Origin of the sequence: Paenibacillus sp. 1-18, from assembly GCF_000520755.1 — a bacterium.
GTDB classification, from domain to species: Bacteria; Bacillota; Bacilli; order Paenibacillales; family Paenibacillaceae; genus Paenibacillus; species Paenibacillus brasilensis.
Genome location: NZ_ASSB01000345.1, coordinates 35718 through 51059, shown reverse-complemented (window position 1 = coordinate 51059; position 15342 = coordinate 35718). Strand labels below are relative to the sequence as shown.

The 15342-nt window shown below is 45.9% G+C and carries 16 protein-coding genes and 1 pseudogene; 13 read left to right on the top strand and 4 right to left on the bottom strand.

Annotation, left to right across the window (positions count from 1 at the left end):
• The 6 genes and pseudogenes from L693_RS30785 to pyk form a co-directional block, all read left to right on the top strand.
• A pseudogene (locus L693_RS30785) lies at positions 1–469 on the top strand (DNA polymerase III subunit alpha); the annotation flags it as partial.
• 192 nt (positions 470–661) lie between these two features.
• Positions 662–1159, top strand: coding sequence for a phosphatidylglycerophosphatase A family protein (locus tag L693_RS0122985; protein WP_025720305.1), 498 nt, complete (start codon positions 662–664; stop codon positions 1157–1159).
• 152 nt (positions 1160–1311) lie between these two features.
• Complete coding sequence (locus L693_RS0122980) at positions 1312–1500, top strand: hypothetical protein (RefSeq protein WP_007429680.1); 189 nt, start codon at positions 1312–1314, stop codon at positions 1498–1500.
• 180 nt (positions 1501–1680) lie between these two features.
• Entirely contained in the window at positions 1681–2574 is an 894-nt protein-coding gene (accD, locus tag L693_RS0122975; protein ID WP_025720303.1) for an acetyl-CoA carboxylase, carboxyltransferase subunit beta, read from the top strand.
• Positions 2575–3558 (top strand): acetyl-CoA carboxylase carboxyltransferase subunit alpha, encoded by a 984-nt coding sequence (locus L693_RS0122970; protein ID WP_025720301.1) that lies wholly within the window; start codon positions 2575–2577, stop codon positions 3556–3558. It abuts the gene before it with no gap.
• 123 nt (positions 3559–3681) lie between these two features.
• Positions 3682–5112 (top strand): pyruvate kinase, encoded by a 1431-nt coding sequence (gene pyk, locus L693_RS0122965; RefSeq protein ID WP_025720299.1) that lies wholly within the window; start codon positions 3682–3684, stop codon positions 5110–5112.
• 98 nt (positions 5113–5210) lie between these two features.
• Here the strand turns inward: pyk and L693_RS0122960 are convergent, their stop codons facing one another.
• A complete protein-coding gene (locus L693_RS0122960; RefSeq protein WP_025720297.1) occupies positions 5211–6107 on the bottom strand; it encodes a LysR family transcriptional regulator in 897 nt (298 codons plus the stop codon).
• Between the two features lie 206 nt (positions 6108–6313).
• Between L693_RS0122960 and L693_RS0122955 the strand changes: the two genes are divergently transcribed.
• The 7 genes from L693_RS0122955 to L693_RS0122925 all read left to right on the top strand — a co-directional run bounded on the left by L693_RS0122955 (position 6314) and on the right by L693_RS0122925 (position 12348).
• Positions 6314–7237, top strand: a complete 924-nt coding sequence (locus L693_RS0122955; protein WP_025720295.1) for a phosphate ABC transporter substrate-binding protein — start codon at positions 6314–6316, stop codon at positions 7235–7237.
• Between the two features lie 106 nt (positions 7238–7343).
• The gene (gene pstC / locus L693_RS0122950) at positions 7344–8279 is read left to right on the top strand and encodes a phosphate ABC transporter permease subunit PstC (RefSeq protein WP_025720293.1); all 936 of its coding nucleotides are present in this window, start codon (positions 7344–7346) and stop codon (positions 8277–8279) included.
• Complete coding sequence (gene pstA, locus L693_RS0122945; RefSeq protein ID WP_025720291.1) at positions 8276–9172, top strand: phosphate ABC transporter permease PstA; 897 nt, start codon at positions 8276–8278, stop codon at positions 9170–9172. Before pstC ends, pstA begins: the two co-directional genes overlap by 4 nt.
• A gap of 16 nt (positions 9173–9188) precedes the next feature.
• Positions 9189–10031 carry a phosphate ABC transporter ATP-binding protein PstB gene (gene pstB / locus L693_RS0122940; protein ID WP_025720289.1) on the top strand — a complete coding sequence of 281 codons (843 nt, stop codon included), beginning with the start codon at positions 9189–9191 and terminating at the stop codon, positions 10029–10031.
• Positions 10032–10140: 109 nt separating this feature from the next.
• Entirely contained in the window at positions 10141–11301 is a 1161-nt protein-coding gene (gene pelA, locus L693_RS0122935) for a pectate lyase (protein ID WP_049825258.1), read from the top strand.
• 133 nt (positions 11302–11434) lie between these two features.
• A complete protein-coding gene (locus tag L693_RS0122930; RefSeq protein WP_025720288.1) occupies positions 11435–11953 on the top strand; it encodes an acyl-CoA thioesterase in 519 nt (172 codons plus the stop codon).
• The gene (locus tag L693_RS0122925) at positions 11950–12348 is read left to right on the top strand and encodes an FxsA family protein (RefSeq protein WP_010349074.1); all 399 of its coding nucleotides are present in this window, start codon (positions 11950–11952) and stop codon (positions 12346–12348) included. The genes L693_RS0122930 and L693_RS0122925 overlap by 4 nt, the downstream gene beginning before the upstream one ends.
• A gap of 24 nt (positions 12349–12372) precedes the next feature.
• Here the strand turns inward: L693_RS0122925 and ytvI are convergent, their stop codons facing one another.
• From ytvI to L693_RS0122910, 3 genes are all read right to left on the bottom strand, one after another.
• A complete protein-coding gene (gene ytvI / locus L693_RS0122920; RefSeq protein WP_025720287.1) occupies positions 12373–13491 on the bottom strand; it encodes a sporulation integral membrane protein YtvI in 1119 nt (372 codons plus the stop codon).
• Between the two features lie 225 nt (positions 13492–13716).
• Complete coding sequence (locus L693_RS0122915) at positions 13717–14901, bottom strand: site-specific integrase (protein ID WP_025720285.1); 1185 nt, start codon at positions 14899–14901, stop codon at positions 13717–13719.
• Positions 14902–14912: 11 nt separating this feature from the next.
• The gene (locus tag L693_RS0122910; RefSeq protein WP_025720283.1) at positions 14913–15266 is read right to left on the bottom strand and encodes a helix-turn-helix transcriptional regulator; all 354 of its coding nucleotides are present in this window, start codon (positions 15264–15266) and stop codon (positions 14913–14915) included.
• Positions 15267–15342: the final 76 nt, after the last annotated feature.

Genomic DNA, 15342 nt, shown 5'->3' with positions numbered 1-15342 from the left:
TCTCCAGCGTCGGCGTGCCGGGGCGCGTCCAGCTGCCACAGCCGGAACATCCATGCCAGCAGCTGGTTCTTCCGCTGGCACCCCCGGCGGGGGAGCGCAGCGTGTGCCGTCAACAGCCGCAACGTCTGCTCCGTCGCAGCCCAAGCCGGCTCGCCCGGCTACGGGCGCTTCACCGAGCAACGCTGAAGCGGCTCACGGCGGGCAAGCCCCGGCTCCGCGCAGCCCGAGGCGTGAGGCTCATCAGCGGGTGTTTGTTAAAATCACCCGCGAGGCCGAGGAGGACGCCAGCTTGCTGGTCAGCCTCAAGGCGCTGCTGCAAGAGCATCCCGGTGCGTTGCCTACCGTACTATTTTATGAGAGCAGCCAGCGTCTATTGGCCTTGAGCGATGCTTACAGCATCAAGCCTTCGCCTCAGCTTTTTGATCGAATGGAGTCCATACTGGGTGAAGGTACGGTGAAAGTCAAATGATGGACATGCTGCAACCTGTCTTTCCTGCCTACTGCCCTTCCTGTCTAATAGTAACAATTTAATGAACAATTTCCTTCCCTCTCGCATACACTTGGAAAACTGGCGGAACAACAGCTTCATCACATAATCCTGCACACATGAGGCCCCGCACAGTGGAAGAATAGAACTGTACGGTGAGGCGGGAGGGAAATCATGTCCTATGAATATGCAGAAACTCTATTAAATCGTAGAGGCATTCGTATCGAGTCCATTGCGGACATCGTTTTTCAACTGCAACAAAAATATTATCCCCATTTGACGATGGAAGAATGTGTGGACAGTGTCAAAGCGGTTTTGCAAAAGCGCGAGGTGCAATATACTTTGCTCACAGGTATTGCACTTGATGAGCTAGCCGAAAAAAGACTTCTCCCTGAGCCACTGCAAGCCATTATGGAGGCAGACGAACCGTTGTATGGGGTGGACGAGACACTGGCTCTCGGGATTACGAGCGTATATGGCATGATCGGTTTAACCAGCTTTGGATATCTGGATAAGGAAAAGATTGGGGTTATTGAACAACTGAACCAAAAAAGTAGCGGTATTCACGTATTTTTAGACGATCTCGTCGCTGGTTTGGCCGCTGCCGCTTCTTCGCGTATTGCCCATCGGAGCCTTCATGCCAAGCATTATCCTGCGTCCTTGGACGCTTGATTGGTCTGTATGAGCAGAGTGGATAAACTTTTAGGCCCTCCGAAGGATTCTAATGAGCAGGAGGGCTTTTGTTGCGGGAAAAAAGTAAGGTATGTTATCATGAGTCTATTATATGGGCTCAAAACTTGAGGCTTAGGGGGTAGAAACAAGGCATGTGGACGGTGATTTATATCGCACCGACGGCCAGACTGGCTGACATGATTAAGCTCAAACTGTCTGAAGAAGGTTTTATGGTACAGACCCGGGCCATTAGCGCGTCCAAGCAACAGTTTGAGATACTTGTGCCTTCGGGGGAAGTCGAAGAAATACAGGAAGTGCTTAATTCGATTTTGCGCCCTTGAGTCCGGAACGGCGGAAGTGATACAGCAGCATGAATGGAACAAAGGATGCACGATCGGCGGTAATGTTTTGCAAACAAGCGTTGACGTGTGTATGAACATAATGCTTAGAGGTGCCGCACAGACGGCAGAGAACCTTGTATCGGTTACGGCTGACAAATAAACGGCTGGAGAGGTGTAGTTGTGTTTAAAGATTTATTCCAAAAGAAGCGTAAATACGCGACGATCCCTTCGGAACGTTCGCTGAGCGGCGATCAATCGGACATGCCGGATCGTCCCAAACGGGAAATTCCCGAAGGTCTTATGACCAAATGTGGCAAGTGCGGAAGCATTCAATACAGCAAAGAGCTGGAAAAGAATTTAAAGGTGTGTCCGGTGTGCGGATATCATATGCGTCTTAATGCGATGGAGCGTATTCGCATGGTGCTCGATGAGGACACATTTACAGAATATGATGCTGATATGATTTCAGTTGATCCGCTGGACTTTCCTGGATATGCGAGTAAGCTGGAGCAGCAGACGCTGAAATCCGGCTTGCGAGAGGCTGTCGTTACGGGCGACGGCCTTATTCATGGGCTTCCTGTTGTCGTAGCGGTGATGAGCTTTGACTTTTTTACAGGCAGCATGGGCTCGGTCGTGGGAGAAAAAATTACCCGCGCCATTGAACAGGCGATTGACAAGCGCTTGCCGCTTATTATCTTCTCCACATCCGGTGGGGCACGTATGCAGGAAAGTATTCTGAGTCTGATGCAGATGGCCAAAACAAGCGCTGCTCTCGCTCGTCTGGACGAGCAGGGGTTGCTTTATATTTCCATTATTACGGATCCGACTACAGGTGGAGTTTCGGCCAGCTTTGCTACGCTTGGAGATATTAATATGGCAGAGCCGGGCGCTGTATTTGGCTTTGCAGGCCGTATCGTAATCGAGCAGACCATCAGACAGAAGCTGCCGGATGATTTTCAAACTTCCGAATTTAATTTACAGCATGGACAATTGGATATGGTTGTGCACCGCAAGGAACTGCGCGATACCCTTGGGCAACTGCTTGATCTACACAGTGTGAAAGGGGTGGAATAGATGGCTGGCGAATTGCCTTATGAAAAGCCCCTGGTCGAGATGCGGCAGAAGATCGAAGAACTCAAGCAATTCGGACAGGATAAGCAAATTGATTTTACAGATGAAATTAACCGTCTGGAAGAACGTTATCTCCAGATGGAAGAAGAAATATACTCGAACATTACAGCACCGCAAAAGATGCATCTGGCCCGTCATCATCAAAGGCCGACGTCTCTTGATTTGATCGAGCAAGTGTTTACGGACTTTATTGAATTACATGGCGACCGCTTGTTTGGAGACGATCTGGCGGTCGTGGGCGGGATTGCCAAGCTGAATGGTATTCCGGTGACCGTTATTGGTCAGCAGCGCGGTAAGGATACCAAAGATAACATTGCGCGTTTTTTTGGTAGTGCACACCCGGAAGGTTTCCGGAAAGGTTTGCGTCTTATGATGCAGGCCGACAAGTTTAAACGCCCAATCATTACATTTATTGATACGAAGGGCGCTTATCCGGGTAATACAGCAGAGGAGAGAGGTCAATCGGAAGCAATTGCCCGTAATTTGCGGGAGATGGCAAAGCTTTCGGTGCCTGTTATTTGTGTGGTCATCGGCGAGGGTGGAAGCGGCGGTGCGCTTGCATTTGCGGTCGGCAACCGGGTACTGATGCTGGAGCATGCCATCTACTCGGCCATTTCTCCAAACGGGGCGGCCTCGATTCTATGGAAGGATGCTTCCAAGGCAGATCAGGCAGCTGAAGCTATGAAGATTACAGCAAATGATCTTCTGCGCCTGGAGGTCATCGAGGACATTGTGCCGGAGCCGAAAGGGGGCGCGCATCGCGACTATGAAATGACTGCTGCTGCAATCAAGGAGCTGTTGGAACGTCATTTGGCCGAACTGATGAATATGAGCTGCGATGAATTGAGGGAAGATCGGTATCAAAAATTCCGGAAAATAGGTCAATACACCTTTTTGAAATCTTCGGAAGCGGAGCCTATGTTGTAAAACACTGGAAACGGGTAACAATAAATATGACGAACTTCCTATACAAATAGGAAAAAGTGTAGTAGATTTAATTGTTGGAAAAAGATATAAAGTAGCACCTTTGAAAACGGAGGAAAAACCCAAATGCGCAAAACTAAGATTGTATGTACTATCGGTCCTTCCAGTGAGTCATTGGAAAATGTGAAGAAACTGATTTTGGCTGGTATGAATGTAGCCCGCCTGAATTTCTCTCACGGTGATTTCGAGGAGCATGGCAACCGGATCAAAAATATCCGACAAGCTTGCAAAGAGCTTAACAAAAACGTTGCTATTTTGCTCGATACGAAGGGGCCGGAAATCCGGACAGGAAAGCTCGAGGTTGAACCTATTGAGCTTGTTCAGGACGAGTTCATTACGCTGACTACGGAAGAAATTCTTGGTACGAAAGACCGTATTTCCATTACGTACAAGGACCTTCCCGCTGACGTGGAGCCCGGCTCCACCATTCTGATCGACGATGGTCTGATCGGACTCACCGTTATTGAAGTATCAGGCACTGAAATCAAATGCCGCATTGTCAATGGTGGAACGATCAAGAGCAAGAAGGGCGTTAACGTGCCAGGCGTAGCCATTTCTTTGCCTGGTATTACAGAGAAGGATGCTAACGACATCATTTTCGGTATTGAGCAGGACGTTGATTTCATCGCGGCTTCTTTTGTTCGTAAAGCAAGTGATGTACTGGAAATCCGTGAATTGCTGGCAAAGCACAACGCAAGTCACATTCAAATCATTTCCAAAATAGAAAATCAGCAAGGTGTTGACAACCTGGACGAAATTTTGGATGCCTCTGACGGCCTGATGGTTGCCCGTGGTGACCTTGGTGTGGAAATCCCTGCTGAAGAAGTGCCTTTGGCGCAAAAACTGATGATTAACAAATGTAATGTAGCTGGCAAGCCTGTTATTACGGCAACACAAATGCTGGATTCCATGCAACGTAACCCGCGCCCGACTCGTGCGGAAGCAAGTGACGTAGCTAATGCTATTTTTGACGGAACAGACGCAATTATGCTGTCCGGCGAAACAGCTGCGGGTAAATATCCGGTGGAATCCGTACTGACGATGTCCCGTATTGCAGAAAAAGCAGAGTCCTCTCTGAATTACCGTGATCTGTTCAAGAAACAAAGAACGGCGCAAGAAATTAGTATTACGGAAGCAATCAGCCAATCCGTTTCCATTTCTGCACTTGATCTGCATGCCAAAGCAATCCTGACGTCTACACAAAGCGGAACAACTGCGCGTATGATTTCTAAATACCGCCCAGAAGCTCCGATTATTGCTGTGACAACACAGGAAAGAACCGTTCGCCGCCTGGCTCTGATCTGGGGCGTACATGCAGTCCAAGGAAGACCGATTGTGGACACAACGGACAGTCTGTTTGACAATGCGCTGGAAGGCGGTCGCAATTCCGGTCTTGTTAAAGAAGGCGATTTGGTTGTGATTACCGCTGGCGTGCCGCTTGGTGATTCCGGTTCTACCAACCTGATCAAAATTAGCTGCGTTCCTGCACAAGCATAATTTTATCCTGTTTGGAATATCAAACAGAACTATATCGTTTGGATACAGCAAGCAGAGCATCCAGGTCATTGCGACTTGGATGCTCTTTTTGGTTTTCTCTAGTTTTTAAATTTCTGCGCTTCTTGCCGCATGAAATTAAGGAATGCTTGTTGGATCATGCTTTGGTGTGTATCACGTTGATACACAATGTTTATTAGATAACAGTCGCTTTGTCTATCAACCTCAGTAGCCTCAGTATAAGGAAGCCATTCCACCGTAGGAACGCTGCGGTTGTCGTTCTGAACACCACAGGCAGGAAAGAAGGCAAGCGCTTCTCCGCCGCTTACTGCTTGCTTTACCGCCTCCCATGAGTTGGTCTCCAGATTGGGCTTAAGTAGAGAGGAATGTGCATCAATAGCAGATGCCCCGCTGTATTTCACCCACGTATGCTTGTCCAGCATATCAGGTCTGTAGACATCCACTGCTTTGGAAGCATTATTTTTGCTCCTGATAATTCCAATTCGGTCCGAAGCCACCACCTCTGCCGCGGTATGCTCTGGTAGAGGATCTCTATCGTCCAGAAAAACAAAATCAAGTTCTCCCTGTTGCAGCAACTGTTTGATGGTATCTGGAGGTTGAATTTCCAGCCGAATCCGGCATTTTGGAAATTGTTGAGCAAATTTGGCAAGGATAGACGGGAGGAGATATGTGCCTGAGATCGACTCTGCGCCTAACTGTAATAGAACCTGCGATTCCTCTGCGAGTTCATCTACAGCTTGTCTTGCTTCTTGCTCGAGGGAGATGATCTGCTTCGCATAGGGCAGCATTCTTTTTCCGGCTTCAGATAGCATAATTCTGCCTTGTTGAAGAGAGTATAGGGAAACACCCATTTCCTTTTCGAGGCTCTTCATATGAAAGCTGACGGTAGGCTGCTTGATTTGCAAAGCTTCGGCCACATCCGTCGCCTTATGGAATTTGTCGATCAGCATCAAAATACGTAATTTTAGAATATTCATGGAATTAGACAGACCTCCTTAAGTGTCTTGATGTATGAAGTTTTAACTATAGATTAATTATATACCTTAAAATAATTTATCTATCAATATTTTATATTTGTTTTACAAAACCACGTCGTTCGTCTAACATTCCAGGCCTACAATGTAAAAGTGTTGATGGTCATAAATAAAAAACCGTCACTTAACTAAGGGGAGGACAATAAAAAATGTTGAAAAAATGGCCGTTCATTCTGATGACTCTTACCATGGTATTTGCACTCGCAGCTTGCGGGTCAGGTAACAATGCTGCACCACAAGGAGATGCTGCTAAAGGAACAGATAATAAAGCAGCTGCTGAACTGACAGGTAACATTCTGGCTGTTGGCTCCACGGCACTTCAACCATTGGTAGAGCAAGCAGGACAAAAATTTATGGCTGTCGATAAATATAAAGGCATTGCAGTTCAAGTACAAGGCGGCGGCAGCGGTACTGGCTTGACTCAGGTTTCCGGCGGACAAGCGGATATCGGTAACTCTGACGTGTTTGCCAAAGAAAAACTGGAGAGCGGCGCAGATGAGCTGGTCGATCACCAAGTAGCTGTTGTAGCGATGTCAGCAGTAGCGAATCCTAAGGTTGGCGTAACAGACCTGAAGAAAGATCAATTGGTACAAATTTTCACAGGTAAAATCACGAACTGGAAACAAGTTGGTGGTGCAGATCAAAAAATCGTTATTGTAAACCGTCCAAGCAGCTCCGGTACTCGTGCAACATTTGAAAAATATGCATTGGGCCAAAAAACGGAAGATCTTCCAGGTTCCATTCAGGAAGATTCCTCCGGTACTGTGAAAAAGCTGATTGCTGAAACACCGGGTGCTATTGGTTATCTGGCTCTTTCCTACATCGACAACACTGTAACAGCTTTGAAATACGACGGTGTTGAAGCCAACGTGGAAAATGTAGAGCAAGGTAAATATCCAGTATGGGCTTACGAGCATATGTACACTAAAGGTGAGCCAAAAGAACACGTCAAAGCATTCCTTGATTATATTCTGTCTGATGAAATCCAGAAATCCGATGTCGTAGATCTGGGGTACATTCCAGTATCTGGTATGAAAGTTAAACGCGATGCTGACGGGAACATTACGAAATAAGGAGATACATCTCCTGTTCGGATGAATGCAGCTAATGCGTAGTATATTCACGGAGAAGAGGCGGACTAGCGTCCGACCTCTATTCTTCGGTTAAAGGAGTTACAGTATGGAACCAATTGAAGGGAAGGCATACATGGAACAGAATAAACGTTCCCGAGTTATGAAAGAAAGACATTACTGGGAAGAATGGACCGGCCGCATTTATACGTCGGTTTGTGTCGTTTTTTTAGTTGCAGTCATTGTTTCCATCGTATATTTTGTTGCCTCCAAAGGTGTAGCTACATTTGCGATGAATGGAGTCAGTCTACGTGAATTTTTCTTTGGCACCAAATGGAGCCCAGACGGTGAACCCAAGTCCTTCGGTGCGCTTCCGTTTATTACGGGTTCTTTTGCTGTAACCATTTTGGCGGCTTTAATTGCCAGTCCGCTCAGTCTGTGTGCAGCTTTGTTTATGACGGAAATCGTGCCAAAATCGGGTAAACGTATCCTTCAGCCTGCGATTGAGCTATTATCCGGTATTCCGTCGGTAGTATATGGCTTTGTCGGTCTGACTGTGATCGTCCCGTTGCTGCGGAACGTGTTCGGAGGACAAGGCATCGGCATTTTGGCAGGCTGCCTTGTGTTGTCTGTGATGATTTTGCCGACCATTACGAGTATTATGGCGGATGCTCTGTCATCCTTGCCAGGAGGTCTGCGTGAATCCTCCTATGCTTTGGGGGCTACCCGCTGGCAGACCATTGCACGCGTCATTATTCCGACGCTGCTGCCCGCTCTTTTGACAGGAATTATTCTCGGTATGGCTCGTGCCTTTGGGGAAGCGCTGGCCGTGCAGATGGTCATCGGGAATGCACCGCACATACCAAGCTCCTTGCTGGAATCCGCTTCGACCTTGACCAGTGTTATTACACTTAGCATGGGCAACACAGCTATGGGCTCAGTTCATAACAACGCTCTTTGGAGTATGGCGCTTGTGCTTCTGCTCATGACATTTATCTTTGTGCTGCTGGTAAGGCTGCTTGAAAGGAGAAACCGGATTAGATGAGAGCTAAAACAACCGATAAGATCGCTACATTTGTAATCTGTTTCTTTGCCTTGTTCATTGTTGTCCTTTTGCTGGGATTATTGGGGTTCATTTTGGCCCGTGGAGTCAGTCACATTTCCTTTGATTTTCTAACCAGTGCTCCCCAAACGTTACGCGCAGGCGGAGGCATTGGCCCGCAGCTATTTAACTCTGTATTTTTGCTGATTTTAACTTTGATCATTACCATTCCGATTGGCTGGGGTGCCGGTATATACATGGCGCAATACGCAAAGCCGGGAAAAATTACGGACTTCATACGACTTGTCGTCGAAGTATTGTCTTCCTTCCCGTCCATCGTCATCGGTTTGTTTGGACTTTTACTTATCGTAAATACGTTTAATTTTGGTTTTTCTCTGTTATCAGGAGCCTTGGCCTTGGCAGTATTCAATCTGCCGCTGATGGTTCGTACAACAGAGCAGGCTTTCCGGGCTATACCCAAGGAGCAAAAGGAAGCCGGGCTTGCGCTCGGATTATCCAAATGGAAAATCATCACCTCCATTTTACTGCCAGCTGCGCTGCCAAGCTTGATTACGGGTACTATTTTGGCCGCAGGCCGGATTTTCGGGGAAGCCGCCGCGTTGCTGTTTACAGCAGGAATGAGTACGCCGCCGCTTGATTTTACCGATTGGAATCCATTGCATGCCAGATCGCCTATTAATCCGATGAGACCTGCCGAAACGCTCGCTGTGCATATTTGGAAGGTGAACAGTGAAGGCATTGCTCCTGATTCCAAGGATATTGCCGCAGGCGCTTCAGCGGTATTGGTATTGCTCGTACTTGCCTTCAACTTGAGTGCAAGATGGTTCGGAAGAGCTGTTTACCGCCGCCTGACAGCTGCCAAACGGATGGATTAGAAAGGGGATGGGGAATATGGAACAAGTGATTACGCGAACGACAAAACCTGCAGCAACAACAACGTCCGTTCAGTCTACACGCTCGGAACAACTTGCGGGGCAACCGCCACAGCCATTTAGTACCGAGGATTTGAGTATTTATTATGGCAGCTTTGAGGCTGTAAAAAAAATAAATCTGGCCTTTCCCGAGCAAACCGTGACCGCCCTGATCGGTCCTTCCGGTTGTGGCAAGTCGACCTTTTTACGCTCACTTAATCGCATGAACGACGAGATTGCGTCTTCCTCTACAACGGGGCATATCTGGATGGACGGGCAGGATTTGACTGCGCCGGGAACGGACGTGATCAAGCTGCGTCAGCAAATTGGCATGGTGTGGCAACGTCCCAACCCTTTTTATAAATCTATTTACAATAATATCGCCTTCGGCCCCAAATATCGGGGGGTGCGCAAAAAGAAGCAGCTTGATGAAATCGTGGAAAGCAGCCTGCGTAAGGCAGCGCTGTGGGATGAGGTCAAGGATCGCCTTCATGATTCCGCACTGGCGCTATCTGGCGGGCAGCAGCAGCGGCTTTGTATTGCGCGTGCGCTCTCCGTCCAGCCGAAAATTTTGCTGCTTGACGAGCCGGCCTCTGCACTGGACCCCGTGTCTACAGGCAAGATCGAGGAGCTCATTACTGAATTGAAAAAAGAGCTGCGTATCGTGATTGTAACGCATAATATGCAGCAGGCCGCACGGATTTCAGACTATACTGCTTATTTTTATATCGGGAATCTGATTGAGCATGGAAAAACAAACGAGATTTTCACGAATCCTGAAAATGAACTGACCCAGGAGTACATTATGGGGCGCTTTGGGTAAGCCGTGCAGTTTTCGACAGCTTTACTATATATATAAAACAGGATAAAACCTCTTACTAATCAAGTATTAGTAAGAGGTTGAATCTGTCAAATGGATCGCCCTTTCCGGAATGGCGATTACGGTAACAACGGGACTTATTAACCCTTCATGGGCGGCAGCAGAGCAGGAGGCAGCTGATACGGGGGCGAGTGTTACTCAGGCTGTGTATAGTGATGCGGCCATTAACAAAAATGCTATTGTTCCATTCGCTAGCGTGAGTGCGAGCAGCCTGCTGGACAACTATCGTGATTTTAGTAAATTTTCTACAGGCGATGTATCCAAGGATACCAAACTGGCCTTGAATATCGTATCGTGGCAATTGCCGCATGGCGGATTCTTCAAAGCCATGGAAAAAAATTATAAATCCAAGTGGGATGGCAAAGCTGCGCGCTCTACCTGGGTGAACAAGGATGGCGTGGAACTGGGGACGTTTGATAACGAGGCCACGACAACCGAGATTCGTTTTTTGGCGGATGTTTACAAAAAAACAAAAAATAAAGACATTCAGAACAGTGTACAAAAAGCTGTTGACTTCGTTCTAACCTCTCAATATTCCTCCGGTGGTTGGCCGCAAGTATACCCTAAACGTGGTAATTATTCTGATGCTGCAACCTACAACGATGATGCAATGGTTAGAATAATGGTTTTGGCTGATGATATTGTGAACAAGCGACAGCCTTTTGATAGCGATATTCTTGACAATACATATCGCTCCAGACTTCAGCAGGCTCTGAATAAAGGTGTACAGTATACGGTTAAAGCTCAAATTGTAAACAATGGTACGCCGACGATCTGGGGTGCACAGCATGATCCGGTTACTTATGCATCTGTGCCTGCCCGGGCATTTGAGCTTGCTTCCAAAACAACTACGGAATCGGTAGGCATCACGGCCTTTTTGATGTCCCAACCGCAAACGGCTGAGGTGAAAAAAGCAGCACTGAGCGCTTTGAAATGGTTTGACACGAACCGAATCGACGGAATCAAATACAATCGTCAAGGTCCAGAGTTCTTCCAAAAGGATGCATCAAGCGTTATGTGGTATCGCTTCTACAATGTGGAAGACAATAAGTATTTCTTCTCAGACCGGGATGGCAAAAAGTATACAGACATTATGAAAATCAGTGAAGAGAGACGTCTCGGTTATGCTTGGGCAGGAAGTCAAGCAAAAAGTCTGTTGATTGCGGCTTCGGAAAGCGGATATTACAAATTGTCCAAGCCGTTGCCTAAATAATAAGCGATCATTTAACCATAGTTGAGAGGGCTGACCGTTCGGTCGGCTCTCTTTTTGTTCCCGGGCTGTAAATATGGTTTAATGGAGAGAGGGCAACGTAGAGATAAAGATGTACAAAGATAGGAGAGCTAGTATGACTCAAGAGGAGAAACAAACGGAATTACGCTGGTATGGTGCACCGCTACGAGTCCGTTATCAGGAAACAGACCAGATGGCGGTCGTGTATCATGCGAATTATTTGAACTGGTTTGAGATCGGGCGTACTGAAATGATCCGTCAGGCAGGCTTTAACTATCGGAGTATGGAGGAACGGGGAGTTTTGCTGCCAGTTCTTGAAATCAATGTGAAATATGGGAGTCCTGCTCGCTACGATGACATGATTACTGTTTATACAGCCATTACGGACTTCTCCAGACTGCGTCTAAACTATAATTATGAGGTTCGGCGTGTAACGGCTGACGAGCATCAAAACAATGTTGGAAAGGTGTGGACACAGGCAGATACGTTGCCGGGAGAGCTGCTTGTCACAGGAACGACACGCCACGCATGGGTAAATACCGAATGGAAGCCCGTTAGGCTGGATCAGGCACTACCTGAGCTGTACACGGCGTTAAGGTCTGCTTTTACAGGCGGGGAGGGAAAGAGATCATGATGATGCGCAAGCGCCTGTGGCTGTTGCTGCTGCTCATTCCTCTGGCAGAGTTGTACGGGTTCATATGGGTAAGTCACTGGATTGGAGCGGGCAAAACGATTCTGCTCATCATTCTGACGACCCTGATTGGTGCAGCCATGATGCAATTTGAAGGTCGCAAGGTGATCGCCGATGCGAAACATGAAATGAACCGTGGGCAAGTACCTGGCCGTAAAATGCTGGATGGGTTATGTGTTTTTTTTGGTGGAAGCTTACTGCTTATCCCCGGATTTTTAACCGATATCATTGGTTTTACGCTGGTATTCCCTTTAACACGTGCACTGTATCGTCGCTTTTTATTGAAGTGGCTGGAGAAAAAAATGAAAAACGGCAGTATTACGTTTCGACGGTTTTAACGTGAGATCGTTTTTCCTATCCACTTAACGCACTCTTCCGGCAAGAATATAATTTCGCAAGTCCTGAATGACATTCGCGCGATTCAGGGCATCGACGATTATGAGTGATACAGGACCGATAATCAGCCCCAAAATACCAAACAACTTGAGCCCGATGAACATGCCGATGAGGGTGGGAAGCGGGTTCAAACCCACACTGCTGGCTAACACCTTTGGCTCCACAATTTGCCGTCCAACCAACAGGATGATATAGAGGATCGATAATCCTACCCCTAATGCCAAATTACCTGACATATAGGCATACAGCAGCCACGGAATCATCACCAGGCCAACCCCCAAATAAGGTAGCAAGTCCACCAGCCCGATCATTAAACCGATGGTAAAGGCGGATTCCACACGCAATATGAATAGCCCAATAATGACCGTCAAGGCTGTAATGGAGATAATAATAAATTGTGCACGCAAATAGCCGAACAGTGCCTTGCGAAGATCGTGCCATACACCCGATAGTGGCTTGCGAATCGTATCCGGAATCATATTGGAGAGTATCCTGCTATGCTGGTTCCAGTCCTTACTGATAAAAAATGCAGCTACAACAATGACCATTAGCACGGCACCCATATTGGGCAGAGAGGTCAGCAAATTCAAAATGCCATTAAAAAATTGGGCGGCCAGCGTAGTGACGGCCGAACTGACCGTTTGTGTGGTTTTGTCAATATTGCTATTTATAGTGTGCTGATAATCCGGATTGTCGCGAATGAAATGGTTGATTTCGTTAATTACATTTTGAATCAGATCACTCTGAGTCCAGTCGATGAACAGGCTTTTAAAATGCTCAATATGTCCGTCAAACGTCATGGTCAGCTTAATAACCTCTCGCACCATTCGGGTGATTGCCGCAGACAGGACAATTGCGATTCCGCCTAAATATACAAACAATGAGACCGTGACAGCCATCCAACGCGGCATGTGGGCCTTTGTGCGCAGAAAACCAACCAGCGGGTTCATGGCATAGGCCACCAGCCAGGCGAGCAGGAATGGATAAACGAGTGGGAACAGCACATATATGCCCAGCAACAGAGCTACTATCACAATAGTGACCCACAGAGCACGCAATATGCGGTTCAGGATCAATCGGCTCAAGCTCTCACGGCTCCTTTCTTTTACGATGGTATCCCACAAAATAAGTACTCTACTATACATATGCGGGAAGGGGGGGAGACAAGACCTATGTAAAAAAGTGCAAACGGATTTTAAAAAAATGTAAGGGGTTTCAAAAAAATCTTTATAGAAGCGATAAATAAAAAGTGGCCCTAAACATTGTTATACCGGGGTTTTTGTTTTTTTATTCCCACAAAAACCCCACGATTAAATAACTCCATCCATTAAACTGTCGAGTTTTTCGACTGCTGCTCTACGTCTTTGTTTCGTGACATGTAGATAAACAGCTTTAGTTGTGTGGTCACTACTGTGCCCTAAAAGTTTTTGGATAGCCTCTAATTCTACGCCTGCCTCTGCCATTAATGATGTATATGTGTGTCTGAGAGAGTGAGGGGTTAGTGGGTGGTTTATTCCAGCTGCTTTAAGCGCTTCGTCCATATAATTTCTAGCCTCGTACAAGCGCAACGGATAACCCATAAAACGGCCTTCGGTAAAAAATATAAAGTCTGATTCATCGTTGAACCATCTTCTATATTCCATTCTAAATTTATTTTTCCAAGCGATTTGTTCTTTTATAATTGATATAACTCGCGAGCTTACGTCGATCTTTCGAATGGACGATTTGTTCTTCGGAGTATTTAGCTTATATTCTTTCAAAGTGCCTGGAACGTATAGTGTTTTTGTGATTGATATTTTTTTATTCACTTCATCCACATCTTTTATTTTTAAAGCACACAATTCACCTAGTCTCATACCAGTGTATGCAAGCACAAATAGTAATCTAAACGCTTGAGGACTTTCGAGTTCCTTAGACTTTTGAAGTAGGATAGCCAGTTCTTCTTTCTCTAAATACTTAGGTATCTCATCTTTAACTTCTAATTCTTCAACAGTTTCAGAAAAAGAAGGAAGTGTCGCATATTGAGTTATATCTTTCTTGATAAGCTCTAATTCTAACGCTTTTTGGAAAATCATTCTCATTACTGCATGGAAATTCGTAATAGTACTCTTTGATCTATTTTCAATATTTTTTAAAGTGAGTAATTCTTTTTCGTATCTTGCAGTAGTTAGCTCTTGTAATTTCAAACCTCCGAACTTTTTCTTTATTTTTTTAACAACACTTATCCGAAGATCCACTGTTATTTCTTTGACATTAGTCGCTTTGTAAAACTCAATCCATTGATCTGCAAATTCGCCTATTAGTATTTTTTTGTTTTCAATATAAGTTCCGTTAATTATTTCTGCTTCAATTATTTTGCCAGCTTCTGAAGCTTCTTTAGCGCTGGCGAATCCGGGTGTTTCTTTTTGGATTCTATTACCATTAGCATCTTTTATACTGTATCGATAATGAAATTTTCCTTTTCTCTCACGTACATTCTGGTATTTTTTAGCCATAGTTTCCCACCCTAGTCTTTTTTAATAGAACGTTCCATGAGCAAATTGAACATTTTGACATCTTCATCTGCCAGTGAAAGGATCAATTCAATTGCTTTACGCTTGTCCTCGCTCAATTCCTCGGTGTCAATGTTTATTTTGTTTTCGATTTCTTTGTATGTATTCTCAAATAAGAGATCGTCGATAGTTACATCTAGTATCTGTGCGATATGGTCTACTTTGCCCATTCTTGGTTCATTGCGCCCGCTTTCCCAATAGCCAATGGTTACACCAGAAACACCAATACGTGAACCTAATTCTTCTTTAGATAAACCTCTGAGCTCTCTATACTTTTTTAGATTCTCCGAAAAATTTATTTTGTTCACAGTAACTCTCCTCATAATTAATTTGACTTAATCTTAACATCATTAAATCAGTATTTCCACAGTTTTTCTAACTTAT